The organism is Streptomyces sp. T39 (assembly GCF_008042045.1).
Lineage (GTDB): Bacteria > Actinomycetota > Actinomycetes > Streptomycetales > Streptomycetaceae > Streptomyces.
In genome coordinates this window covers 1,140,540-1,164,116 of the sequence record NZ_RDBP01000012.1, presented here as the reverse complement: position 1 = coordinate 1,164,116, position 23,577 = coordinate 1,140,540, and the positions used below count along the sequence as shown (strand labels likewise).

The window sequence follows — 23,577 nt, the reverse complement described above, 5'->3', positions numbered from 1 at the left end:
ATCGAGACGAGATTATCGAGACGAGACGTGTCGTCTCGAAAAGAAGGTAGCGCATGACTCCGCCCTTCGCAAGACGTAACGTCTCGCGAAGGGCGGTGCAGGATGGCAGGGGCAGGTCAGGGCGACGCCGGCGGCGGGGTGGGCGCGCCCGGCAGGCGGATCACCGCGCGGGTGCCGCCGCCGTCCGCCGGGGCGAGCGTCACCTCGCCGCCCGCCTGCTGGACGGTCCGGGCCACGATCGACAGACCGAGCCCCGAGCCGGGCAGCGAGCGCGCCGAAGGCGACCGCCAGAACCGTTCGAAGACGTGCGGCAGTTCCTCGGCGCCGATCCCGGGCCCGTGGTCGCGCACGGACAGGGCGCCGTCCCGCAGCTCCACCTCCACGCGCCCGCCGGGCGGCGAGAACTTCACCGCGTTGTCGAGCACGTTGACCAGTGCCCGCTCCAGCGGCGCCTGTTCGCCCCGGACGTACCAGGGGTGGACGTCGGCGGTGAAGGTCAGCTCGGGGCCGCGCAGCCTGGCCCGCTCCAGCGCGCCGTCCAGGATCTCGTGCAGAGCCACGACCTGCACCGTGCGACCGTGCGCCGCACCGTCCGGCCGGGACAGTTCCTGGAGGTCGCCGATGAGCGCGGCCAGCTCCGTCATCTGCGCCTTCACCGACGCCAGCAGGGCCCTGCGGTCGTCCGGCGGGATCGCCCGGCCGGTCTCCTCGCTCCTGGCCAGCAGCTCGACGTTGGTGCGCAAGGAGGTGAGCGGGGTGCGCAGTTCGTGCCCGGCGTCCGCGATGAGCTGCTGCTGGAGATCGCGCGACGAGGCGAGCGCGGCGGTCATCGCGTTGAACGAGCGCGACAGCCGGGCGATCTCGTCGTCGCCCTCGACCGGGATGCGCACGCTCAGGTCCTCGGTGCGGGCCACGTGCTCGACCGCGCCCGTCAGCCGGTCGACCGGTGCCAGCCCCGTGCGCGCCACCCACAGGCCGGTCGCGCCCGCTCCGATCACTCCGATGCCGGAGACCAGGAGCAGCAGCAGGGCCAGGTCGTTCAGGGTGCGCTCGGTCTCCCGCAGGGGCACGCCGATCATCAGCGCGGTGTCCTTGAACACCGCGCCGTCCGCCGCGGCGGGGACGGTCAGCACCCGCACGGACCGGCCCTCCGTGTCCGTGCCGTCGCGGAACGTGCCGGTGTCCGCCTCGCCCGGCCGGACCAGGCGGTCGGCCTCCCGGGCGACCGACCGGTCCCCCTCGGTCACCTCCACGGTCCCGGCGGAGACGGCGGCGAACACGCAGGGCTGCTCGCCGTCGGAGCGGATCAGCTGGAAGTAGTAGTCCTTCGGCCGGCCGAACTCGTCCTCCGACGTGGCGGACGGCGGGCAGCCCCGCAGGGTCGCCGCCACGTCCACGGCCCGCAGGTCGATGCTCTGCCGGGTGCTGCGCAGCTTGGCGTCCACCTCGTCGTACAGCTTGCCGCGCACCACGACCCAGCAGACCGTCGAGACGACGGCCACGGCCACCGCCACCGCCGTCGCCACCAGCAGGGCGAGGCGGGAGCGCAGCGGCAGCGCGCGCAGCCGTCGGATCACTCGGTGCCGCCCGGCCGCAGGGCGTAGCCGACACCGCGCACCGTCTGCACGAGGCGCGGCTCGCCGCCGGCCTCCGTCTTGCGCCGCAGGTACATCACGTACACGTCCAGGGAGTTGGAGCTGGGCTCGAAGTCGAATCCCCAGACGGCCTTGAGGATCTGCTCACGGGTCAGCACCTGGCGCGGGTGCGCCAGGAACAGCTCCAGGAGGGTGAACTCGGTGCGGGTCAGCTCCACCCGGCGGCTGCCGCGGGTGACCTCGCGGGTCGACAGGTTCATGCGCAGGTCGGCGAAGGCCAGCACGTCCTCGTCGTCGGCCGCCGCCACCGCGGCGGTGTAGGAGCTGCGCCGCAGCAGGGCCCGGATGCGGGCGAAGAGCTCGTCCAGCTCGAAGGGCTTGACCAGGTAGTCGTCGGCGCCCGCGTCGAGTCCGGTGACGCGGTCGCCGACCGTGTCGCGTGCCGTGAGCATCAGGATCGGCACCCGGGAGCCCGCCGCTCGCAGCCGCCGGGCGGCGGTCAGCCCGTCCATCCGCGGCATCTGGATGTCGAGCACGATCAGTTCGGGGCGGTACGCCTCGGCCCGGGCCAGCGCGTCGAGACCGTCGACGGCGACCTCCGTGCCGTACCCCTCGAACGCGAGCGAGCGCCGGAGTGCCTCACGCACGGCAGGCTCGTCGTCGACGATGAGGATGCGCTCGCCTTCAGTCATGGGCCCAGCCTCGCACGCGATCAGGCGTCCCCGCCGGAGCGGAGGGTGTCCAGGTCGGCCTTGACGGTGTCGATCGGGATGGCGAAGCCGAGCCCCACGCTGCCCGCGGTCGAACCGGTGGCGGAACTGGGGGAGTACATGGCCGAGTTGATGCCGATGATCCTGCCGTTCATGTCGATCAGCGCGCCGCCGGAGTTGCCCGGGTTGAGGGAGGCGTCGGTCTGGATCGCCTTGTAGGTGGTCTTCGATTCGCCGGTGTCGCCGTTGAACTGCTGCCCGCCGAACTCGAACGGCCAGTTCTGGCGCGGGTCCTGCTGCGGCTCCTCGTCCTTGGCGACGGTCACGTCGCGGTCGAGGGCGGAGACGATGCCGCTGGTGACCGTGCCGGTGAGCCCTTCGGGCGAGCCGATGGCGACGACCTGGTCGCCGACGCCGACGGCACCCGAGTCGCCGAGGGTCGCGGCCTTCAGGCCGGAGGCGTCCCGCAGCTCGATCAGGGCGAGGTCCTTGTCGGGGTCCGTGCCGACGACGTCCGCGGTGTAGGTCGTCCCGTCGCTGAGCTGCACCTTCACCGTGTCGGCGCCCGAGATCACATGGTTGTTGGTGACGATCTCGCCGTCCGCGGTGATGATGACGCCGGAACCGGTGGACTGCCCGGAGCTCGACGCGGCACTGATCTCCACGATGCTCGGCGACACCGCCTGGGCCACGCCCGCGACGGTGCCCGCGCTGCTCCGGGACACGGTCGTCCCGCTCACGCCTCCGGAGGCGCGCGCCGTGTCGTCGCCCGCCAGATGGCCGACGAGCGCGGACGCCCCGCCGCCGACGGCGGCCGCGGCGATCGCCACGGCGGCGATCAGCGCGGCGGGGCCCTTGGCCCTGCGCCGGGACCGGGGGGCCGGCCCGGGTCCGGGCGCCGGTGCGGCGGGCGTGAGGTGGTGAGCGGGCGGCTCGAAGCCGGGACCGCCGCCGCCGGGCCACACGGTGACCGGGCCGGCGGGCCGGTGCGGCGGGGGCGGCGGGTAGCCGCCGTCCGCCCGGGTGAGAGGCGCGGCCGGGGGCGCGTCGTACGGCTGCTGCGGGAATCCGGTCTCTTCGTGGCCGTCGCGGCGGTAGTGGTCGCTCATGGCAACGACTCTCGCCGGGGTACATGAGAGCGGTCTGAGACGGTGCTGAGAAGCCCGGCAGAAGCCTGTATGCCCGATATAAGGACGCCGGGCGGAGCGCGTGCCGGCGACGGCGCAGCGTGCGCGCGGCCGCGGGACGGCCGGGCGGGCCGACGGCGGACGGGGGCGGACGGGGGCGGAACCGCGTCCGGGCGGCACAACCCTCGCGGGCGGTCGTCGGTCTCCCTGGTGCACCCATACGCCCGGAGGGCGTCAGGAAAAGGACACCGCATTGCACAAGGGGATCAGACGGGCTCTCATCGCGCTGACCGGGCTCGTGACGGCCGGCCTGCTGACGGCGACACTGCCCGCTCCGACCGCACAGGCCGCGAGCGGCGCGGAACGCTGCCCGAAGGGGTACTTCTGCGGCTTCACCGGCACCTCGGGCGACGGGGAGATGTTCACGACGAACAAGGACCTGGCGACCCTGGGCTCCTGGGACAACCGGATCCGCTCGCTGGTGAACCGCGCCGGGAACTACGCCTGCGCCTACAGCGAGCCGAACTACGACCTGTCCGCCGAGGGCGCCGACTTCCTGCGGGAGGAGCCGAACGCCTCCGCGGGCGAGTACGGCCACACGCCCTTCATGGACCGCAGGATCAGCTCCATCAGGTTCGTGAGGACCGCTCGTGAGTGCTGGCTGAACGCCTACCCGCGCTGGTGGGTCGACCTCGCGGCGGCGCCCGCGGGCTTCGGCGACCTCGATCACGACCTGGTCCCGGACGTCCTCGTGCGCGACACGGCCGGGCGGCTGTGGCGGCTGCCCGGCGACAACACCGGCCGGCTCGTCGGCAGCGGCTGGAACGGCATGACCGCCATGACCCGCCACGGTGACCTCACCGGCGACGGCGACGAGGACCTGCTCGCCCGCGACAAGGCCGGTCAGCTGTGGCTCTACCCCGGCACCGGCCGCGGCGGCTTCGGCACCCGCACCCTGGTGGGCGGCGGCTGGCAGGGCATGCGCCAGATCGCTGCCGCCGGCGACCTGACCGGCGACGGCAAGGGGGATCTCCTCGCCCGTGACGCGGCGGGCACGCTGTGGATGTACCCGGGCAACGGGCGGGCGTTCGGCGCCCGCAAGGCGGTCGGCGGTGGCTGGCAGGTCATGAACGCCCTGCTCGGGCCCGGTGACCTGGGCAGCGACAAGCGGCCCGACCTGCTCGCCCGTGACACCTCCGGCAGGCTCTGGCTCTACCCGGGCAACGGCCGCGGCGGCTTCGGCGCCCGCACGCTGGTGGGCGGCGGCTGGCAGGTCATGGAGAACCTCGTCGCCGTCGGCTCGTACAACGGCGGCACCCTGAACGACGTGCTGACGGTGACCGACGAGCGGTACCGGGGCGGCCACCCCGGCTGGCTGCTCGGCTACCGGGGCACGGGCGGCGCCACGCCGTTCCGCGCATCGGAGGAGCTCGACGGCGACTGGTGGGGCCTCAACGGCGCCTGGTGACCGACGGCGAGGGCCCGGCGCGCGGAGGTGGTCCTCCGCGCGCCGGGCCCTCTCACGTCCGCCAGGGGGCGGGGGCGCCGTGCAGGTGCCGGCCCGGTCAGCCCGTCCGGAGCGGTGAGGCGGAACGTCTCATGACCGCCGGAGGGCGGGCCGCGCACCGCGTGCATCGGACCGGGCGCCGGCCGGCCCCGGGAGCGCCCCGGCCCCGGCGGCGCGCCCCTACGCCCCGCCGCACCCGCAGGAGCGGCGGATCACCAGACCGGACGGGAACTGCTTGACCCGCTCGCGGCGCGAGCCGGCCACCCGCAGGCCGTCGTCGAGCACCAGGTCCACGGCCGCACGGGCCATCGCCGGGCGGTCCGAGGAGATCGTGGTCAGCGGCGGGTCGGTCAGCGCGGCTTCCTTGACGTCGTCGAAGCCGGCGACCGCGAGCTCGCCCGGGACGTCGATCCGCAGTTCCCGTGCGGCGCGCAGCACACCGAAGGCCTGGTCGTCGGTGGAGCAGAAGATCGCCGGCGGCCGGTCGGGGCCGGCGAGCAGCTTCAGGGCGACCTGGTACGCGTCGTAGCGGTTGTACGGGGCCTGGAAAAGGCGCCCCTCCGTGGAGCGCCCGGATTCCTGCATGGCGCGGCGCCAGCCCTCGACGTGGTCGGCGACCGGGTCGCCGACGGCCGGGGTGCTCTCCACACCGCCCAGGCAGGCGACGTACTCGTGGCCGTGCTCCAGCAGGTGCCGGGTGGCGAGCTGCGCGCCCCCGACGTCGTCGGTGACGACGGCGACGTCGTCGATCGCCTCGGGGCGCTCGTGCAGCAGCACGACCCGCGCGTCCCACGCCTCGATCTCGGCGGCCGCACGCTCGCTGGGCCCCTGGCTGACCAGGATCAGGCCGGAGACGCGCATGCCGAGAAAGGCCCGCAGGTAGTGGACCTCCCGCTCGTCGCGGTAGTCCGAATTTCCGACGAGCACCATTTTCCCGCGCTCGGCGGCCGCCTGTTCGACGGCATGCGCCATTTCCGCGAAGAACGGCTGCCGGGCGTCCGGCACGATCATGCCTATGAGGTCGGTCCGCCGCGAGGCCATGGCCTGGGCTACCCGGTCGGGCCGGTATCCCAGTTCCTTGATCGCGGCGAGTACCCGCTCGCGCGTGGCCGGGGCGACCGGCCGGGGTCCGTTGTTGATGACATAGCTGACGACGGCGGTCGAAGTACCCGCCAGTCGCGCCACATCGTCCCGCGTCACCTTGGCCACGCGCGAAGTCTACGCGGGGTGACCTACCTCTGGGCAGGGCGTACGACTGCTTCCTCGATCACAGGTCCGTCCTCCGTGTGGGTGACGGCGGCCGCGGCCTTCGCCTTGGCCTCCTCGGCGGCCCGCTCGACCTTCTCGGGGGCGACGAAGCGGTAGCCCACATTGCGCACGGTGCCGATGAGCGACTCGTGCTCGGGGCCGAGCTTGGCGCGCAGACGCCGTACGTGGACGTCGACCGTGCGCGTGCCGCCGAAGTAGTCGTAGCCCCAGACCTCCTGGAGCAGCTGCGCGCGGGTGAAGACCCGGCCCGGGTGCTGGGCGAGGTACTTCAGCAGCTCGAACTCCTTGAAGGTCAGGTCCAGGACCCGGCCCTTCAGCTTGGCGCTGTAGGTCGCCTCGTCCACCGAGAGATCGCCGTTGCGGATCTCCATGGGGGAGTCGTCCGAGGTGATCTGCTGGCGGCCCATCGCGAGACGCAGCCGCGCCTCGACCTCGGCCGGTCCCGCGGTGTCGAGGAGGACGTCGTCGATGCCCCAGTCGGCGGTGACGGCGGCCAGGCCGCCCTCGGTGACCACGAGGATCAGCGGACAGCCGGGTCCGGTCGAGCGGAGCAGCTGGCACAGCGACCGCACCTGCGGGAGGTCGCGGCGGCCGTCGACGAGGATGACGTCGGCGCCGGGGGTGTCGACGAGGGCGGGGCCCTCGGCGGGCGCCACGCGGACGTTGTGCAGCAGCAGCCCGAGGGCCGGCAGCACCTCCGTCGAGGGCTGGAGGGCGTTGGTCAGGAGCAGCAGAGAGCTCATCGCGTCCCACCTGCCCGGATCGCCTTGCGGTCGTCGTGTGCGGATCGGCTTCGGTGGTCGGGTCGGTGTGCGGTTCGCTCGTCCATGACGTCGGTTCCTCCTCGGTCCCTGCGAGGACGCCTGCGGCACTGCTTCGTACGGCGGCTCTCTCGCGCCCGAGAGCCTGTGTGAGTTTGTGTTCACCTCGCCGTAACAACGGCGGGAAAACACAAAAGGACCCGGGGGCTGCTTCGCCCGGATCCTCTGCCCAGCACAATAGCCCACATGAGTTCTGCCGAAGAGGGCCGATTTCACACTGTGGACGTGTCCAGGATCTCTTCCGGCTCCCGGCGCGCAACATTGCTCACCGCCGACGGGGTCCCGATCGAGGCCGTCCACGACCCGTGCGCGGCCGGTTCCGCGACGACGGCGGTCGTCGTGGCACACGGTTTCACCGGGTCCGTCGACCGGCCCGCGGTCCGCCGCGCGGCACGGGTCCTCGCCCGGCGCGCGGGCGTCGTGACCTTCTCTTTCCGCGGTCACGGCCGTTCGGGCGGACGGTCCACCGTGGGTGACCGGGAGGTGCTCGATCTGGCCGCCGCCGTGGCGTGGGCGCGTTCCCTCGGATACCCGCGGGTCGTGACGGTCGGCTTCTCCATGGGCGGCTCCGTCGTCCTGCGCCATGCCGCGACGTATACGGCGGCGAGCGCGCGGGAGCACGAGGGGCGCACAGGGCGCGTGGGGGCGCACACGGATGCCGTCGCCGCCGTGAGTGCGCCCGCCCGTTGGTACTACCGCGGTACGGCCCCGATGCGCCGCCTGCACTGGGTGGTGACCCGCCCCGCCGGCCGGCTGGTGGGCCGGTTCGGCTTCCGGACCAGGATCCACACCGAGGACTGGGATCCGGTGCCGCTGTCGCCCGTGGAGTCCGTCCCGCTGATCGCGCCCACGCCGCTGCTGATCGTCCACGGCGACCGGGACCCGTACTTCCCGCTCGACCATCCCAGGATGCTGGCGGCCGCGGCGAACGGCGGCGCCGAGCTGTGGCTGGAGCCCGGCATGGGCCACGCGGAGAACGCCGCCGACGAGGCGCTGCTGACGCGGCTCGCGGAATGGCTGCTGACGGAATGACCCATCATGGAGGCCGGCGCGACACCGACGAGAGGAGTGCCGGCATGGCAGCGGGGACCATCCGCTACTGGGCCGCGGCCAAGGCCGCGGCGGGGACGGCGGAGGAGCCGTACGCGGCCACGACGCTGGCCGAGGCGCTCGCCGCGGTGCGCGAACGCCATCCCGGGGAACTGACCCGTGTGCTCCTGCGGTGTTCGTTCCTGGTCGACGGGGACCCCGTGGGGACGCGCGGACATGAGACCGTGACGCTTGCCGAGGGCGGCACGGTCGAGGTGCTCCCGCCGTTCGCAGGAGGGTGAACCCCACAGCATGAGCAGCGATCAGCAGTATCCGAACCGCCCCCCGAGCGGCTACGAGCCCCAGGAGCCGTACGGGACGCAGGATCCGTACGGCGCGTACGGATCCCACGGGCAGGCGCAGCAGGCCGCCGCCCCCGGACCGTACGGCCCGGGCCAGGCGTCGCCCTACCCGCAGCCCCCGCAGGACGGACCCGGCCCCGAGGGGTACGGGCACCACCCGTACCCGGCCGGCGCCGCCGGGCCGTACGCGGACCGGTCCGGCGGCTGGGCGGCCGCGGACGGTGCTCCGTACCCGGCCCCGGGCGGCGACCCGTACGCGGCGGGCGCCCAGGCGCACGACCCGTACGCGGGGGCGTACGCGAGCGGGGGCGACGGGGCGTACGCGCCGTCCGGCGACCCGTCCGCCCAGGACGCGGCCCACCCCCAGCGGTACCCGGGCCAGGGCGGCGCGGGGGCGTACCCGGCCCGGGCCGGGGGCCCGCACGCGCCGGAAGCCGCCGGGTCGTACGCACCCCGGACAGGCGACCCGTACCCGCCGGAAGCCGCCGGGTCGTACGCACCCCGGGCCGGCGGGGCGTACGCGCCCGGCGGCGGCGCTCCCTCCTCGGGGGCGGGCGCGGCGGCGTACCCGCAGGGGTACCGGGACCCGGCGGCCTCCCAGGAGCCGGGTGCCGCGCAGACCTGGCAGGGCGAGACCTGGGACACGCAGTACCAGCCCGCCCTCGCGCCCACCGCCGCGTCGGCGGCCCCGTCCGCCGGCGCGCTGCCGCCGGAGACCGGGACGACGGCGGCCGCCCCGGCGCCCGCCACCGACGGCTACGGCACCCCCACGACGTCCGGCAACAGCCGGATCACCGACGCCCAGCGCGCCCGCGCCGAGGGGCGCTCGCCGATCATCCCGCCGGGCGTGCAGCCCGCGGGACTCACCGCCGTGCTGGGCCTGCTGCTCGCCGGCGGCGCCGCCCTCGGCCCGTACGCCCTGCTGGTGCCCCTGGTGCTGCTGCAGGCGGTGACCGCGGCCGGCTGGTTCCGCCTCAACGGCATGTGGCCCGCCCGCCAGGGGATCGCCCTCGCGTTCGCCGGCGGACTCGCCGCCGACGCGGCGCTGCTCGCGGCGGGCGAGGGGCACGGCCCGGCCGCGATCATCGGCTCGCTCGGCGTGTGGGTGCTGCTCGCCCTCGTCCTCCAGCTGCGCAGCCACGCGGGTGCCGACGAACGGCTCCAGGGCCTGATGGCGACGATCGTCTCGGCGGCCCTCGCGATCCTCGCGGCGGGGTGTCTCGCCGCCGCCCCGGACGCGGTCGTCGTCGGCGGCATCGCGGTCGCCGCGGCCACGGTCGCCCGTGCGCTGCCGCTGCCGGGCGCCGTGTCGGTCGTGGTGGCGCTGGCCGCCGGTGCCGGTGCCGGCATCGCCGCGGGCGGGCTCACCGACCTGGGGACGAAGGGCGCGCTGCTCGGACTGGCCGCCGGAGGCTGCGCGCTGATCGGGCTGCGGGTGGCCAGCTACGACTACCCGTCCCGCTTCGTGCACATGACGGCGGGTGTGGCGCTGCCCCTGACCGCCGCCGTGCCCGCCCTCTACCTCGTCGGCCGCGCGCTGGTCTGAGGCCGCGCGGCCCCGGCCGGGGCGTTCGAGGACCGGGCGCCGGCGGGTGCGGGAGGGCCGCACCCGCCGCCGGCAGGCATCCGGGCGGCGCACGGCGGGAAGGCGCGCAGGAACCAACAAGGGTTCCCGGGCGTCGATCATTGAGCAGATGGCGTCGTCCGGACTGATTCTCGCCCGTGGGCGACCGGGGGCCACGGAAAAGGGTGGGGGACACCGAGCAATGCGTGCACTGCGGATACTTCTGATCATCGGCGTGATCCTGGGCGGTCTCTTCGTCGCCGCCGACCGGCTGGCGGTCGGCTTCGCCGAGTCGGAGGCGGCCGACAAGATCAGGAGCAGCCAGGGCCTGGACTCGACGCCCGAGGTCTCCATCCACGGCTTCCCCTTCCTCACCCAGGTGATCGGCAAGGAGCTCGACGAGGTGGACGTCAGCCTCGGCGGCATCACCGCGACCGCGGGCGGCCGCCAGGTCAACGTCACCGAGGTCAGGGCGGACCTGCGGGACGTGCGGATAGACAGCAGCTTCTCCTCCGCGACCGCCGGCACCGCCGACGGCTCGGCCCGCATCTCGTACACGGATCTGACCGCCGCCGCTCCCAAGGGCGCCACCGTCGCCTACGCGGGCCCCGAGCGTGCCGCCAAGGGCCAGGTGAAGGTGACCGGCCCGCTGGTCGAGGTGCTGGAGGGCGCCGGCATCGAGGTGCCGGGCACGGTGAAGGCGCTGATCGGCGACCGGCAGGTCTCCACGTACAGCACGGTGTCCCTCCAGGAGGGCACCACGGTCCGGCTGAAGGCCGAGACGCTGCCGAAGCTGCCCGTGCCGGGCTTCGACGACCGGCTGCGCAAGGCGGTCGACTACGACCTGAAGATCGACGGACTGCCGTCGAGCATCACGCTCGACACGGTCGAGGTGACGGACGCGGGGCTGCGCTTCACGGGCACGGGCAAGGACGTCGCGCTGACGGGCTGACGCCGCCGCGCGGGTGCCCGCCGGCCCTCCGGGGCCGGCGGGCGGGCCCGGGGAACGGGGTGTGGCCGCATGGTGAGACGGCTGTGTCCGGTGGGCAGAAGAACGGGGGACGGATCCCTCCGCCGACGCGGCGGAAGGGTGATCCGTCCCCCTTTTCGTATCGGATAGTGGATGATCGCGTCTCATCATGCGACACGCCGGTGACATCTCGCCCGTCTCGTCCCTACGATCGGACCCATGAAGCAGCGACAGGCGGATCTCACGAAGCGGCGGGCAGTAGACCTGTGCCGCGTCGCCGCCATGCTCTGTCGCACTGTCTGAGCGGGTTCCTCCCGTATCCCTCAGGCCCTTCGACCTCTGTCGGGGCCGCCCCGTGCCGGCCGACGCGCTCCTCGCGTACCCGCACATCCCCTGCGCACCACCCCTCGCGCACCACCGCCGCACACTGCCCCGGAGGAGAAGAAGCATGAGCCGCAGCGACGTCCTGGTAGACGCCGACTGGGTCGAGGCCCACCTCGACGACCCGAAGGTCGTCATCGTCGAGGTCGACGAGGACACCTCGGCCTACGACAAGAACCACATCACCAACGCGATCCGGATCGACTGGACCAAGGACCTCCAGGACCCGGTCCGCCGTGACTTCATCGACCAGGAGGGCTTCGAGAAGCTCCTCTCGGCGAAGGGCATCGCGAACGACTCGACCGTCGTCCTCTACGGCGGCAACAACAACTGGTTCGCCTCCTACGCCTTCTGGTACTTCAAGCTCTACGGCCACGGCGACGTCCGCCTCCTCGACGGCGGCCGCAAGAAGTGGGAGCTCGACTCCCGCGACCTGGTCGCCGAGGTGCCGGTCCGTGAGACCACCGAGTACAAGGCCAAGCCGCAGGACGCCTCCATCCGCGCCTTCCGCGACGACGTCGTCGCCGCGATCGGTTCGCAGAACCTGGTCGACGTGCGCTCGCCCGACGAGTTCAGCGGCAAGCTGCTCGCCCCCGCGCACCTGCCGCAGGAGCAGTCGCAGCGCCCGGGCCACGTGCCCAGCGCCCGCAACATCCCGTGGTCGAAGAACGCCAACGACGACGGCACGTTCAAGTCGGACGAGGAGCTCAAGGCCCTCTACGAGGACGAGCAGGTCGACCTGTCGAAGGACACCATCGCCTACTGCCGCATCGGTGAGCGCTCCGCGCTGACCTGGTTCGTGCTGCACGAGCTGCTCGGCCAGGAGAACGTCAAGAACTACGACGGTTCGTGGACCGAGTACGGCTCCCTCGTCGGCGTGCCGATCGAGCTCGGCGCCAACAAGTAACCCCCTCCCCCCCGACCTTTCTGGAGAGCAGCATGTGTGGAGCGAAGGCCGGCGGCCCCGACGCCTCGACGATCAAGCCCGGTGAGACCACCATCCAGGGCCAGGTGACCAAGGACGGCGAGCCCGTCGTCGGTTACGTCCGACTCCTGGACTCGACCGGTGAGTTCACCGCCGAGGTCCCGACCTCGGCCACCGGGCAGTTCCGTTTCTACGCGGCCGAGGGCACCTGGACCGTGCGTGCCCTCGTCCCGGGCGCCACGGCGGACCGCACGGTCGTCGCCCAGACGGGCGGCCTCGCCGAGGTCGCGATCGCCGTCTGAACATCGTGACCGGCCGAAGGGCCGCACCTCGCGGCCCCGACGCCTCGACGATCAAGCCCGGTGAGACCACCATCCAGGGCCAGGTGACCAAGGACGGCGAGCCCGTCGTCGGTTACGTCCGACTCCTGGACTCGACCGGTGAGTTCACCGCCGAGGTCCCGACCTCGGCCACCGGGCAGTTCCGTTTCTACGCGGCCGAGGGCACCTGGACCGTGCGTGCCCTCGTCCCGGGCGCCACGGCGGACCGCACGGTCGTCGCCCAGACGGGCGGCCTCGCCGAGGTCGCGATCGCCGTCTGAACATCGTGACCGGCCGAAGGGCCGCACCTCCTGGGGGTTGGACGCTACCGGGAATCGAGGTGCGGCCCTTCGGTCATGCCCGGGGGCCGGAGCCGGTCGTAGGCTTGAGACATGCTCGCCCGTAGGCGCCGCGCGTACCTGTGGATGATGGGCGGATGCCTCGCCCTGTTCGTCTCCGCCTGGGCCGTCGTACGGCTGTGGTCGGTCCCGGCGGCCGTCGGCATGTGCGTCGTGGCCATGGTCATCCCGCCGGTCGCGGCGATCGTCGCGAACCGGCGGGGCCCGGACGACCGCTGGTGGGACGACCCCAGCGGCGATCCGACGTCCGACGAGTGGTGGGACGAGCTCGACGGGAAGCGCCGGCCCCGCCCTTAGCGGGCCCCGCCCTCAGCGGGCCGCGTCCGTAGCCGGCCCCCGCCCTTGCAGGCCGCGTCCGTAGCGGGCCGCGTCAGTAGACGAGCGCCTGCACGCCGTCCTGGACCGCCTCGCTGACGAACACCTGGGCGCCCGCGATCCGCACGCCCTCCAGCACGTCCTTCTCGGTGATCTCCCTGCGCTTCGCGCACTGCGTGCACAGCGTGATCGTGCCACCCGCGAGGACCGAGTCGAGCAGCTCGGGAAGCGGCGCGGCGTGGGGCAGTTCGAACTCCGCCGCCCGGCCGGGGAGCGCGAACCACGAGGACTCACCGGTCAGCCAGAGGGACACCTCCACACCGCTGGCCACGGCGACGGCCGCCACGGTGAAGGCCTGGGAGCAGCGTTCGGGGGCGTCGGCCCCGGCGGTCACCTTGATCACGAGCTTCTTCGCCATATGCCGAACTGTAATGCGCCGGGGTACAACCTCCGCTGCGCGTCGGCCGTCTGGTGTGCAGCACGCGGATACGGAATCCGCGCTTCATGTCTCGTGGGGGGACTCCTTGGAATCGCAGGTCACCGGGGCATCGCTGCCTCCGGCCCCTGACGCACCACCCGCGCCGGCACCGGACCCGGCGCATGGCCCGGACGGTGCAGCCGCCGCGCCCGCGGCACCCGGACCGGACGCCGGGGCCGTCGCGCCCCCGGCCCCGGACGCTGCCGCGCCKGGCCKCCGGCCCCGCCGCCGCGGYCGCACCGCCGCGCTGATCGCCGCCGCGGCGGCCCTCGGGGTGCTGGGCGGCACGGTCACCGGCTACGCCGTCCAGTACCACCGCGAGCCCACGGCGCTGCCCGCGCTCTCGCAGCCCGACCTGCGGACCCCGAAGCCGGTCCCGGCGAAGCCGGGCACCACGTCGCGCTCCCTGAACGTCAACCGCTGGGTCAAGACCGACGGCGACCTGCGCGAGCTGCTGCTGCCGAAGCCCAAGGGCGCGAAGTACGAGGCGAAGGCCGACTGGGAGGACCTCTTCTCCTACGCCACGTGGTTCGACGACGAGGAGTGGATGTTCCACAGTCTGTCGGAGAGCGACTTCCGCCGGTCCGCGACCGTGAGCTGGTCCCAGCGGGACGAGGTCTACGTCGACATCCGTCTGGTCCAGTTCCAGGAGATCCGCGAGGTCCGCGCCGAACGGTTCGGCGAGGGACAGCAGGCGTACCTCGGCGACGACGAGTGGGCGGGCAACGAGGGCGAGCCCATGGACGACAGCGCCAACGGCCGCACCTGGGTCTTCGACGAGCCGAAGCGCGAGCCGGGTTACGAGCCGCTCTACGAGGGGCGGGCGGTGGCCTGGCGCGGCGACATCGTGATGATCATCGAGTACGCGAACAACTCCGGTCCGGTGAACGAGAAGGACCTGAAGTCGCTCGCGAAGCGTCAGTTGGAGCGCCTGTGAGCGAGCGGACGGAACCCACCGGACGGCCCGTGGTGCCGGACCCGCCGGCAGCGCCCGCTCCGGACGCGCCGCCGCTGCCCGGGGATGCGCAGGCACCGCCGGCCGACGGGGGGAGCGGGACCGCCGCGCCTGTGCCGGAGGCCGCTGTGGCGATCGCCCCGGCTTCTGAGCGCCGCAGGCGAAAGGTACTCGCGCTGGTCGCGGGCGCCGTGGGACTGGCCCTTCTCGCGGGGGCCGGCGGGTGGGGCTGGTCCGCGGTGGGGGACGCGGACCGCACGGCGCCCACGACCGTGTGGGCCGGGCCGGACGAGAACGCGGAGCCGGCCTCCGAGCCCTCCGCGCCCACCGGACTGCGTGCCCAGCTCCTGCCGATGCCGGCCGGATATGTGCCGGGGCCCGACGTCGCCGAATTCGGCAACGACACGGTGGTGGACGCGCGGCGTGCCGTCGCCCTGCTGAAGGAGAGCTCGCGCGGACTGCCGAGCAAGGAGCGCAGGCGCCACGACAAGGAGATCGACGCGCTGCGGCTCAAGGGCTTGGCCATGCGGAGCTACCGGGCCATGGACGGGTCTCTCGCGGTCGAGACGACCCTGGCCAGGATGGGCAACCGCGGCGCGGGCGAGGAATTCGTCGCGCTCACGAAGGAGATGCGGGACGAGTCCGGCCTCTTCCGGAAGGGGCCCTCCATCAAGGGACACCGGGAGGCGGTCTGCGTCCTGCTGCCGGAGACGGACACCACGGAGATGGACATGATGATGTGCTGGGCGCAGGTGGGCGAGGTGCTCGTCTCCGTCGCCGGATACGGCCCAGAGGAGCTGCCGACCCGCGACATCGCCCGCCTCGTGGCCGATCAGCTCGACCACATCACGTCGCCCGGGGAGGCAGTGTGACCGAGGAGAACAAGCCCGCGGCCGAGGACGGTGGAACCGCGGTGACCGTGGCCGAGCCGGCACCCGCCGCCGTGCCGACGGCAGCGGCGGACGCCTCGCCCTCGGCCTCGGCGGTTCCGGCTCCGCCCGCCGACGCGGCCGAGGCTCCCGCCCCGGCTCCGGACGCACCCGCCACGGCCGCGCTCCCGCCTGCCGAGGCTCCCGTCCCGGCTCCGGACGCACCCGCCACGGCCGCGCTCCCGCCTGCCGAGGCTCCCGTCCCGGCTCCGGACGCACCCGCCACGGCCGTCGCGGACGTCTCCGCGCCCGCGGTTCCCCGCGACCGCCGGGTGCTGCGCGCCGTGCTGCGCTGGACCGCGGCGGTGCTCGTGCTCGCCGCCACCGGCACGGGTACGGCGTACGGGATCCTCGCGCAGGAGCGCACGGACGTGCCCGGTCTGTCGACGCTGTCCGACGGACGCTGGGAGTACCCGCGCCTCGTCAAGCCGGCCCTGCCGGCCGGCGCACCGCTGCCGTTCGCGGAGGAGAACCCCGGCGAGATCCACTACGCCGACCTGGGCAAGCTGCTGCTTCCCGCCCCGGCGGGCGGCCGGCCAGACCCGGCGCTCCGCACCGAGCAGGGGCGCGTAAGTGTCGACCGCTATCTCGGCGAGTACGCCGAGGAGGAGCGGGAGGCGCTGCGCGAGCATCTCACCGAGGCGCGGGTGCGACAGGTGGTGGCACGCGGCTGGACCATGCCGGACGGCACCAGGGCCCGGGTCTTCCTGCTGCGCTTCCACACGTCCGCCGTGGCCGGCCATTACTTCCGCACCCATATGAGCGGCGGGCCCGACATGGCACTGCGTCCCGAGGGCGTCGAGGAGCTCTCGTCGGTCGACGACGCGTACGACCCGAGGGCGAAGATGCTGTCCACCGAGCGCTACGTCTACGACGAGGCCGCCCCCCGCGGCCCCGTCCATGTGCGGCACGCCTACATCACCGCGGGCGACACCGTCGCCTTCGTGGTGCTCTCCCGGAAGGGCGAGGTGCCGCGGGTGCCGTTCCACCAGACGGTGGTCCTGCAGAACCAGCTGCTCGGCTGACGCCGACCTCGCAGAACGTGCCGGACCCCGGCCCACTAAGCTGGGGTCCGGCCCGTACTGCCGTCACGCCCCGCGAGGAGCTCTCCCGTGATCGTTTTCTTCGAAGTCCTGCTGGCACTGGTCTGCGTCGCCGTGCTCGCCTTCACCGGCCTCGCCGTGAAGAAGCTGTACCAGGGCCAGCGCTGACCGCCCGTACCTCCACCACCGACCGACAGAGCTGCTCATGATCGAGATCCCGTCCGACCTCAACCCGGACCTCGTCCCCCTCGCGTTCCTCCTCGGCACGTGGGAAGGCGCGGGCGTATCGGACTTCCCCGGCGCCGAGAAGTGCAACTTCGGCCAGTCCGTCACCTTCAGCCACGACGGCCGGGACTTCATCGAGTACGTCTCGCACTCGTGGGTCCTCGACGCCGAGGGCAACAAGGTGCGTCCGCTGGAGAGCGAGAGCGGCTACTGGCGCATCGACAAGGACCGCAAGGTCGAGGTCGTCATGGTGCGCGACCAGGGCATCGTGGAGATCTGGTACGGAGAGCTGGCCGACCAGAAGCCGCAGATCGACCTGGTCACCGACGCCGTCGCGCGCACCGCGGCCTCCGGGCCGTACAGCGGGGGCAAGCGGCTCTACGGCTATGTGAAGAGCGACCTGATGTGGGTGGGCGAGAAGGCCACCCCGGAGGTCCCGCTGCGGCCGTACATGTCGGCGCACCTGAAGAAGGTCGTCACCCCCGAGGAGGTCGCCTCCTGGGCCAAGGACCTGGGCGACCTGCCCGACGACGGGATCGCGTTCTTCAAGTAGGGGCCGTCGGGCAAGCGCCCCTTCGCACAGGGGCGCCGCTGCCTACACTGGGGGCGTGGTGAGCACCGACTGGAAGAGCGATCTGCGGCAGCGCGGCTACCGGCTGACCCCGCAGCGCCAGCTTGTCCTCGAAGCCGTCGACACGCTCGAGCACGCCACCCCGGACGACATCCTGGGCGAGGTGCGCAAGACGGCGTCCGGAGTCAACATCTCCACGGTCTACCGGACCCTGGAGCTGCTGGAGGAGCTGGGGCTCGTCTCCCACGCCCACCTCGGTCACGGCGCCCCCACCTACCACCTGGCGGACCGGCACCATCATCTGCACCTGGTGTGCCGGGACTGCACCGAGGTGATCGAGGCCGATGTGACGGTGGCGGCGGAGTTCACCGAGAAGCTGCGGCGGCAGTTCGGGTTCGACACCGACATGAAGCACTTCGCGATCTTCGGCAGGTGCGGGGACTGCGCCGAGGGGAAGCCGTCCACCGGGTCGTAGGCTTGTCGCATGAAGAGCCCTCTCCTGTCCCTGCCCGGCGCGGTGCCGGCCGAGGGACGCGACGAAGGGGTCGCCGCGCACTACGGCGACCTGTTCCGTGAGCAGCGCGCACTCGCCGACGGCAAGGGGCTGGTCGACCTCTCGCACCGCGGTGTCGTCACCGTCACCGGGGACGACCGGCTGAGCTGGCTGCATCTGCTGCTCACCCAGCACGTGAGCGAGCTGCCCGCGGGCCGGGCGACCGAGGCGCTGATCCTCTCCGCGAACGGCCACATCGAGCACGCCCTCTATCTCGTGGACGACGGGACGACGGTCTGGGCGCACGTGGAGCCGGACACCCAGGAGGCGCTGATCGCCTATCTGGAGTCGATGAAGTTCTTCTACCGGGTCGAGGTCGCCGACCGCACCGACGACTTCGCGGTCGTCCATCTGCCGGCGGGATCCATCGCCGCGGTGCCCGACGGCGTGGTCGTCCGGGAGACGGCGCACGGCCGCGACCTCTTCCTGCCGCGCGGCGGTCTGGAGGCGTACGCGGCCGAGCAGGGCCCTCTCGCGGGCATCCTGGCGTACGAGGCGCTGCGGATCGAGGGGCACCGGCCGCGGCTCGGTTTCGAGACCGACCACCGCACCATCCCCCATGAGCTGGGCTGGATCGGCAGCGCCGTCCATCTCCAGAAGGGCTGCTACCGCGGCCAGGAGACCGTCGCCCGTGTCCACAACCTGGGGAAGCCGCCGCGCCGCCTCGTCTTCCTGCACCTGGACGGCAGCGAGGTCCACCTTCCGGCGCCGGGCACGCCGCTGAAACTGGCCGCCGACGGCGAGGAGGGCCGTCAGCTCGGCTTCATCACCACCTCCGGCCGCCACCACGAACTCGGGCCGATCGCGCTCGCCCTGGTGAAGCGGAACGTGCCCCTCGACGCCGCGCTGGTCGCGGGCGGCACGGCCGCGGCGCAGGAGGCCGTCGTCGAGCCGTAGACGCGCGGGCCCGGCGTGCCGGCGGCTCCGGCCGGCGGGGCAGAGCACGACGGGTCCCGCCGACGGGCCGGCGGCGCCGCCCGTCGGGCCTCGACGAGGGCCCGTCAGATCTCGACGAGGACGGTGAACGGGCCGTCGTTGGTGAGCGACACCCGCATCTGCGCGCCGAAGCGGCCGGTCGCCACGGTCGCCCCCAGCGCCCTCAGCTGCGCCACCACCTCGTCGACGAGGGGCTCGGCGACCGGGCCCGGGGCGGCGGCGTTCCAGGTGGGGCGGCGCCCCTTGCGGGCGTCCCCGTAGAGGGTGAACTGCGAGATCACCAGCAGGGGCGCGTCCACGTCCGAGCAGGACTTCTCGTCCGCGAGCATACGAACGGACCATAGTTTGCGGGCCAGTTGGGCCGCCTTCTCCGGTGTGTCGTCATGGGTGACCCCCACCAGCACGCACAGGCCCTCGCCCGTGATCTCGCCCACCGTCTCGGGGCCCGTCTCACCCGGTACGACGACGCTCGCGCCGTCCACCCTCTGCACCACTGCACGCATGCGGAGAAAACTACCTGGCCGCCATTCGGGGCCGAACAGGTGCAGACCGACCGCGTCGGGGGTACCGGAGTGGCACCATGCACCCAGGCGGTGCAATCCCGCGGCCCGTCGGGCCCCGGGTGGCCCATGCACCGGTCGCGAGGGGACGGACGACGCACATGACCACATCTGGAGCCGGGCCTCGGCTCGGTCCCGTACAGAGCTGCCCGGCGGACCTCCCGGAGCCCGCCCGCCCGCCCCGGCCCCGTGCCGGAGACCTGCTCCCCGAACCTCCGCAACCCGATCTCCAGGCCCTGCGGCTGCCGGAGCTGCGGGCGCTGCGCCGGGACTCGCAGCGGGACGAGGCGGACCTCAGCTACGTCCGGCGCCTCGTCCAGGGCCGGCTCGACATCCTCCGTGCGGAGGTGGCCCGCCGGGCGGACCCGGAGACTCCCGTCGTCGACCGGCTCTCGGAGATCCTGGCCGACGCGCCCTCCCGCCGCGGCTCCTCGGTCCGCCACGTCACGCTCTCCACGCCGCACGGCGAGGAGTACCGGCGGCTGGCCTCCGACATGCTCGACGAGATCGGCCTCTCGGACCTCGGCGCCCGGACGGACGACGAGCTGCACGACGCCATGGGGCGCCTGCTCGCCTACGAACAGCGTGTCTCGCGGCGCCGGCAGCAGCTCCAGCGGACCGCCGACGATTGCAGTGCCGAGATCGCCCGCAGGTACCGTGAAGGCGAAGCACAAGTAGACGACCTGCTCATCTGACGAGTCCGGCCGGGGCGATCCTCCGGCGTCGCCTCGGGGGTGCGCGGGTCGCACGTACCGGAAGGCCGGCCACCATGACCTCCTCCGTCGCCCCCGCCACCGCGGTCATACCCCCGGTCCTCGCCGAGGTCGTCCGTTCCGGCTTCGTCGAGGGCCACCATCGCGGCTCGCTGGTGGTGCTGGCTGCGGACGGCAGCGTCGAGCTGGCGCTCGGCGACCCGTCGGCCCCGGTCTTCCCCCGCTCGTCGAACAAGCCCATGCAGGCCGCCGCCGTGCTCCGGGCCGGTCTCGACCTCGCGGGCGAGCGGCTGGCACTGGCCGCGGCGAGCCACTCGGGCGAGGACTTCCACCTCGACCTGGTCCGCAAGATGCTCGCCGAGTACGGGATCTCCGCCGACGAGCTCCGCACCCCGCCTGACCTGCCGCTCGACCCGGTCGCGGCCGAGGCGTACCTCGCCACCGGACACGTCCGGGACCGCGTCACGATGAACTGCTCCGGCAAGCACACGGCCATGCTGGCCGCCTGCGAGCTGAACGGATGGGACCGCGCGGCGTATCTGGACCCGGGCCACCCCCTGCAGCGCCTGGTGCACTCCGTCGTGGAGGAGGCCGCGGGCGAGCCGGTCGCGGCCGTCGGCACGGACGGCTGCGGCGCCCCGCTGATGGCTCTTTCGCTGACCGGTCTGGCACGGGCGTTCCGGCACTTCGTCCTCGCGGCGCCCGGCACGGCCGAGCGCCGGGTGGCGGACGCGATGCGGGCGCACCCCGAGTACGTCGCGGGGACGCGGCGGCCCGACACCTGGCTGATGCGGGAGGTGCCGGGGACGCTGTCCAAGATGGGCGCCGAGGCGGTGCAGGCGGTCGCGCTGGCGGACGGCAGGGCGCTGGCCTTCAAGATCGACGACGGTGCGGGCCGGGCGCTCGGCCCGGTGCTCGCCCGCGCACTGCGGCTGATGGGCGTGGACGCGCCGGTCCTGGACCGCATCGGCCACATGCCGCTGCTCGGCGGCGGCGACGAGGTGGGCGAGGTCCGCGCGGCGTTCTGAGCCGCCGAGCGGCGCGGGCTGCGCGAGGTCGTGGGGCCACCCCGCACCGTGCCCGGGGCCGCCCGGACGCGGGCACGGGCACGGGCTGCGGGGCCGCGCATCGCGATACGGGTCCGCGCGGCCTTCTGAGCCGCCGAGCGGCCCGGATTCCGGGCGACGCCCCGGCCCCGTGCCCGGTGGCGCGAAAACCGAGTGCGGCCCGGGCGGCGGTCTGCCTAGCGTGACGGTATGAGCGTCGAGATCCGTCCGGTCACCGAGTCCGAACTGTCCGACTGGCTGCGAGCCCTGGCCACCGGCTTCCTGCGCCCCCCGCTGGTCACGGACGAGGAGGTGGCCGCCCGGCGGTCGACGAAGTCGCCGAACTCGCCCTGTTTGCCAACAAGGACGAGGAGAAGCGACGGGACCGGATCATCACCGCCCTGGCCCGGCTCGGTGGCGGTGGCGGGCTCCGGAGCGGTCGGTGCGTCGGCGGTGACGGGTTCGCGGTCGAGGACCGCGCGCGGTTCGGGATCGGCGTGCGGTGTGGGGGCGTGGGCCAGGAGGGTGCCGCCGAGGAAGGCGAGGGCGGGCCATCCGGCGACGAGGATGCGCAGCCAGTCGGGCACGTCGCTCAGGTCGAGGAGGCCGGCGGTGGCGATGTTGGCGCCGAGGGAGGCGGCGAGGGCGATGGTGAACCAGAGCCAGGCGGCGCCGTTGTCGGCGTGCTTGCTCATGCGTCGCCAGGCGGCGACCAGAAGAAGGTCGACGGAGACGGGGTAGGCCCATGCCTTCCATCCGGTCTGTCCGGCGGCTTCGGCCAGGTCGTGCAGGTGGGAGAAGGACAGGGCCCCGGCGATCAGGGCCTGCACCAGGACGGCGTCGACGCGGAGCTTGCGGGTCATGTCCTCACCTCCTTCGCAGGCGTTTCGGGCATGGCGGGGGTAGGGAGTCGGCGCGGGTGCGCCGATCGGGAGTGGGGTGGATCAGGCGGTGGCGGGTGTCTCAGCCGCTTGGGCCGGGATGACCTTGGGCGGTCGCGGGGGCGGGGCGACGGCGGGCCGGAACGCGTCCAGGCCGCGGAGGACCGGGGTCAGGTGCGCGTGCCGGTTGCAGGCGTTCACGGCCTGGCGGAGCGTGGTGTGCGGGGCGCGGATGCGGTGCCAGCCGCCGGTCGTGTCGCCGGTGACGGCGATGCCGGGGGCGCTGGTGGGGATCTGGATGGCGGCGAGGACGGCGTCCGGGGCGATGTCCCCGAAGGCCATGTTGGCGGAGGTCTCGTCGTTGACGCGGTGGGCGGTGCGGCCGGTGAGCTGGGCGCGGAGCATGGTGATGCCCTTGCCGAGTTCGGAGCCGAAGCGCTGCCCACAGACTTCGAGATAGATGCCGGCGGCGCGGCCGAGCTGGGCGAGCCGGGCCAGGGCGGTGATGATCCGGTCCCGTCGCTTCTCCTCGTCCTTGTTGGCAAACAGGGCGAGTTCGGCGACTTCGTCGACCAGGACGACGACAGGGGTGGGCCGGAGGTGGTCGGGCAGGTCCCAGATGTCGGCAGCGATCTCCGCGTCTGGGACATCAGCGGTGATGCGCTGCTCGGCCCGGATGAGCTGGTAAACGCCCTCCATGTGGGCCAGCAGCGCATCGAGCAGGTCGGCGGCGGAGTCGGGGTTGTCGGCGAGTGCGGAGAAGCGGCGCGCGAGCGGGAACAGTTCGACGCCCTGCTTGCAGTCGATGCCGATCAAGGCGACCGGTAGCGCGGCCAGTTCGGCGACGAGGTTGCGCTGGTAGACGGACTTCCCGGACTTGGTGGCGCCGATGGTCAGCGCGTGCGGGCATGACCGGTAGTCCCGGAAGTGCACGGCGCCGTCCTCCCGCAGCGCGACGGGCACCCGCATCGGGGACCGCTCGACGACGGCCGGCATTTGCACCCGCTTGAGGACGTCGTAGCCGGTCATCCGCAGCTCGACCACGCCGGAGCGGATCTCGCGGGACGTGACGCCGTACATCGAGAAGGAGTGCCGCAGCCGGTCGCACGAGGCGGAGACGTCGAAGGCGTCCTGTCCCGGGCGGAGCCCCAGCCGTAAGACGAGGCCGGTGCGGGTGGGGCGGAGCCGCAGCAGCCGCGGAGCGCGGGACTCCGGGACGGGACGGCCGGTCAGCCGGGCCAGGGTGAGCCGCCAGCGCGGAGGCGGAACGGTCAGCCCGCATGCCTCCATCACCGACGTGTACCGGACCAGGACCCGCACCGCGGCCAGCGCGACCCCGAAGCTCAGCCAGTACCAGGCGGGACGCCGCCACCGCAGGAAACCCGCGACGGCGACGACCAGCAGCACCACCGCAGTGGTCAGCCACTCCATGA

Annotated in this window: 27 protein-coding genes; 18 read left to right on the top strand and 9 right to left on the bottom strand. The window is 73.2% G+C overall.

Annotated elements, in window-relative coordinates; translation table 11 throughout:
• Nucleotides 1-116 precede the first annotated feature (116 nt).
• From EAO77_RS06160 to EAO77_RS06150, 3 genes are read right to left on the bottom strand one after another with little or no spacing between them, the layout of a single operon-like run.
• Nucleotides 117-1,577 (bottom strand): sensor histidine kinase, encoded by a 1,461-nt coding sequence (locus EAO77_RS06160; protein ID WP_147987067.1) that lies wholly within the window; start codon nt 1,575-1,577, stop codon nt 117-119.
• Complete coding sequence (locus EAO77_RS06155; RefSeq protein ID WP_147987066.1) at nt 1,574-2,287, bottom strand: response regulator transcription factor; 714 nt, start codon at nt 2,285-2,287, stop codon at nt 1,574-1,576. Before EAO77_RS06155 ends, EAO77_RS06160 begins: the two co-directional genes overlap by 4 nt.
• A 20-nt stretch (nt 2,288-2,307) precedes the next feature.
• Nucleotides 2,308-3,414, bottom strand: coding sequence for a S1C family serine protease (locus tag EAO77_RS06150; RefSeq protein ID WP_147987065.1), 1,107 nt, complete (start codon nt 3,412-3,414; stop codon nt 2,308-2,310).
• Nucleotides 3,415-3,685: 271 nt separating this feature from the next.
• On the opposite strand from EAO77_RS06150, the gene EAO77_RS06145 reads away from it, so the two are divergent.
• A complete protein-coding gene (locus tag EAO77_RS06145; protein WP_147987064.1) occupies nt 3,686-4,900 on the top strand; it encodes a peptidase inhibitor family I36 protein in 1,215 nt (404 codons plus the stop codon).
• A 219-nt stretch (nt 4,901-5,119) separates the two neighbouring features.
• Here the strand turns inward: EAO77_RS06145 and EAO77_RS06140 are convergent, their stop codons facing one another.
• Nucleotides 5,120-6,148: a LacI family DNA-binding transcriptional regulator gene (locus tag EAO77_RS06140; protein ID WP_147987063.1), complete on the bottom strand. Its 1,029-nt coding sequence runs from the start codon at nt 6,146-6,148 to the stop codon at nt 5,120-5,122.
• A gap of 23 nt (nt 6,149-6,171) precedes the next feature.
• Nucleotides 6,172-6,951, bottom strand: coding sequence for a response regulator transcription factor (locus tag EAO77_RS06135; protein ID WP_147987062.1), 780 nt, complete (start codon nt 6,949-6,951; stop codon nt 6,172-6,174).
• A 264-nt stretch (nt 6,952-7,215) separates the two neighbouring features.
• Here EAO77_RS06135 and EAO77_RS06130 point away from each other — a divergent pair, with 264 nt between their 5' ends.
• From EAO77_RS06130 to EAO77_RS06095, 9 genes are all read left to right on the top strand, one after another.
• Nucleotides 7,216-8,061, top strand: a complete 846-nt coding sequence (locus tag EAO77_RS06130; RefSeq protein ID WP_147987061.1) for an alpha/beta hydrolase — start codon at nt 7,216-7,218, stop codon at nt 8,059-8,061.
• 44 nt (nt 8,062-8,105) lie between these two features.
• Nucleotides 8,106-8,360, top strand: a complete 255-nt coding sequence (locus EAO77_RS06125; RefSeq protein WP_147987060.1) for a MoaD/ThiS family protein — start codon at nt 8,106-8,108, stop codon at nt 8,358-8,360.
• A 10-nt stretch (nt 8,361-8,370) separates the two neighbouring features.
• Nucleotides 8,371-9,966 carry a hypothetical protein gene (locus tag EAO77_RS06120; protein WP_147987059.1) on the top strand — a complete coding sequence of 532 codons (1,596 nt, stop codon included), beginning with the start codon at nt 8,371-8,373 and terminating at the stop codon, nt 9,964-9,966.
• 220 nt (nt 9,967-10,186) lie between these two features.
• A complete protein-coding gene (locus tag EAO77_RS06115) occupies nt 10,187-10,936 on the top strand; it encodes a DUF2993 domain-containing protein (protein WP_187283131.1) in 750 nt (249 codons plus the stop codon).
• A gap of 237 nt (nt 10,937-11,173) precedes the next feature.
• On the top strand, nt 11,174-11,257 hold the full coding sequence (locus EAO77_RS41250) for a putative leader peptide (RefSeq protein WP_355648638.1): 84 nt from the start codon (nt 11,174-11,176) through the stop codon (nt 11,255-11,257).
• 145 nt (nt 11,258-11,402) lie between these two features.
• Entirely contained in the window at nt 11,403-12,242 is an 840-nt protein-coding gene (locus tag EAO77_RS06110; protein WP_147987058.1) for a sulfurtransferase, read from the top strand.
• 32 nt (nt 12,243-12,274) lie between these two features.
• Nucleotides 12,275-12,562 carry a DUF1416 domain-containing protein gene (locus EAO77_RS06105; protein ID WP_010985465.1) on the top strand — a complete coding sequence of 96 codons (288 nt, stop codon included), beginning with the start codon at nt 12,275-12,277 and terminating at the stop codon, nt 12,560-12,562.
• A gap of 5 nt (nt 12,563-12,567) precedes the next feature.
• Nucleotides 12,568-12,861, top strand: coding sequence for a DUF1416 domain-containing protein (locus tag EAO77_RS06100; protein WP_147987057.1), 294 nt, complete (start codon nt 12,568-12,570; stop codon nt 12,859-12,861).
• Nucleotides 12,862-12,972: 111 nt separating this feature from the next.
• Entirely contained in the window at nt 12,973-13,236 is a 264-nt protein-coding gene (locus EAO77_RS06095) for a DUF3099 domain-containing protein (protein WP_147987056.1), read from the top strand.
• A 73-nt stretch (nt 13,237-13,309) separates the two neighbouring features.
• On the opposite strand, the gene EAO77_RS06090 is transcribed toward EAO77_RS06095, so the two are convergent.
• On the bottom strand, nt 13,310-13,672 hold the full coding sequence (locus EAO77_RS06090) for a DsrE family protein (protein ID WP_147987055.1): 363 nt from the start codon (nt 13,670-13,672) through the stop codon (nt 13,310-13,312).
• A 334-nt stretch (nt 13,673-14,006) separates the two neighbouring features.
• On the opposite strand from EAO77_RS06090, the gene EAO77_RS06085 reads away from it, so the two are divergent.
• The 6 genes from EAO77_RS06085 to EAO77_RS06055 all read left to right on the top strand — a co-directional run bounded on the left by EAO77_RS06085 (nt 14,007) and on the right by EAO77_RS06055 (nt 18,905).
• Complete coding sequence (locus EAO77_RS06085; RefSeq protein ID WP_147987054.1) at nt 14,007-14,669, top strand: hypothetical protein; 663 nt, start codon at nt 14,007-14,009, stop codon at nt 14,667-14,669.
• Nucleotides 14,670-14,815: 146 nt separating this feature from the next.
• Entirely contained in the window at nt 14,816-15,559 is a 744-nt protein-coding gene (locus EAO77_RS06080) for a hypothetical protein (RefSeq protein WP_261993817.1), read from the top strand.
• The gene (locus EAO77_RS06075; RefSeq protein WP_261993816.1) at nt 15,556-16,641 is read left to right on the top strand and encodes a hypothetical protein; all 1,086 of its coding nucleotides are present in this window, start codon (nt 15,556-15,558) and stop codon (nt 16,639-16,641) included. Before EAO77_RS06080 ends, EAO77_RS06075 begins: the two co-directional genes overlap by 4 nt.
• Nucleotides 16,642-16,864: 223 nt before the next feature.
• Nucleotides 16,865-17,437, top strand: a complete 573-nt coding sequence (locus tag EAO77_RS06065) for an FABP family protein (protein WP_147987051.1) — start codon at nt 16,865-16,867, stop codon at nt 17,435-17,437.
• Nucleotides 17,438-17,492: 55 nt separating this feature from the next.
• Entirely contained in the window at nt 17,493-17,930 is a 438-nt protein-coding gene (locus EAO77_RS06060; RefSeq protein ID WP_147987050.1) for a Fur family transcriptional regulator, read from the top strand.
• Between the two features lie 9 nt (nt 17,931-17,939).
• A complete protein-coding gene (locus EAO77_RS06055; protein WP_147987049.1) occupies nt 17,940-18,905 on the top strand; it encodes a YgfZ/GcvT domain-containing protein in 966 nt (321 codons plus the stop codon).
• Nucleotides 18,906-19,009: 104 nt separating this feature from the next.
• Here EAO77_RS06055 and dtd read toward each other — a convergent pair whose 3' ends face one another.
• The gene (gene dtd / locus EAO77_RS06050; protein ID WP_147987048.1) at nt 19,010-19,447 is read right to left on the bottom strand and encodes a D-aminoacyl-tRNA deacylase; all 438 of its coding nucleotides are present in this window, start codon (nt 19,445-19,447) and stop codon (nt 19,010-19,012) included.
• Between the two features lie 158 nt (nt 19,448-19,605).
• On the opposite strand from dtd, the gene EAO77_RS06045 reads away from it, so the two are divergent.
• On the top strand, nt 19,606-20,199 hold the full coding sequence (locus EAO77_RS06045; RefSeq protein ID WP_147987047.1) for an ABC transporter substrate-binding protein: 594 nt from the start codon (nt 19,606-19,608) through the stop codon (nt 20,197-20,199).
• Nucleotides 20,200-20,273: 74 nt separating this feature from the next.
• Nucleotides 20,274-21,245, top strand: coding sequence for an asparaginase (locus EAO77_RS06040; RefSeq protein WP_147987046.1), 972 nt, complete (start codon nt 20,274-20,276; stop codon nt 21,243-21,245).
• 215 nt (nt 21,246-21,460) lie between these two features.
• Here EAO77_RS06040 and EAO77_RS39785 read toward each other — a convergent pair whose 3' ends face one another.
• Nucleotides 21,461-22,126, bottom strand: a complete 666-nt coding sequence (locus tag EAO77_RS39785) for a DUF2637 domain-containing protein (protein WP_261993815.1) — start codon at nt 22,124-22,126, stop codon at nt 21,461-21,463.
• Between the two features lie 81 nt (nt 22,127-22,207).
• Nucleotides 22,208-23,575: an FtsK/SpoIIIE domain-containing protein gene (locus EAO77_RS06030; RefSeq protein ID WP_147987045.1), complete on the bottom strand. Its 1,368-nt coding sequence runs from the start codon at nt 23,573-23,575 to the stop codon at nt 22,208-22,210.
• Between the last annotated feature and the right edge of the window lie 2 nt (nt 23,576-23,577).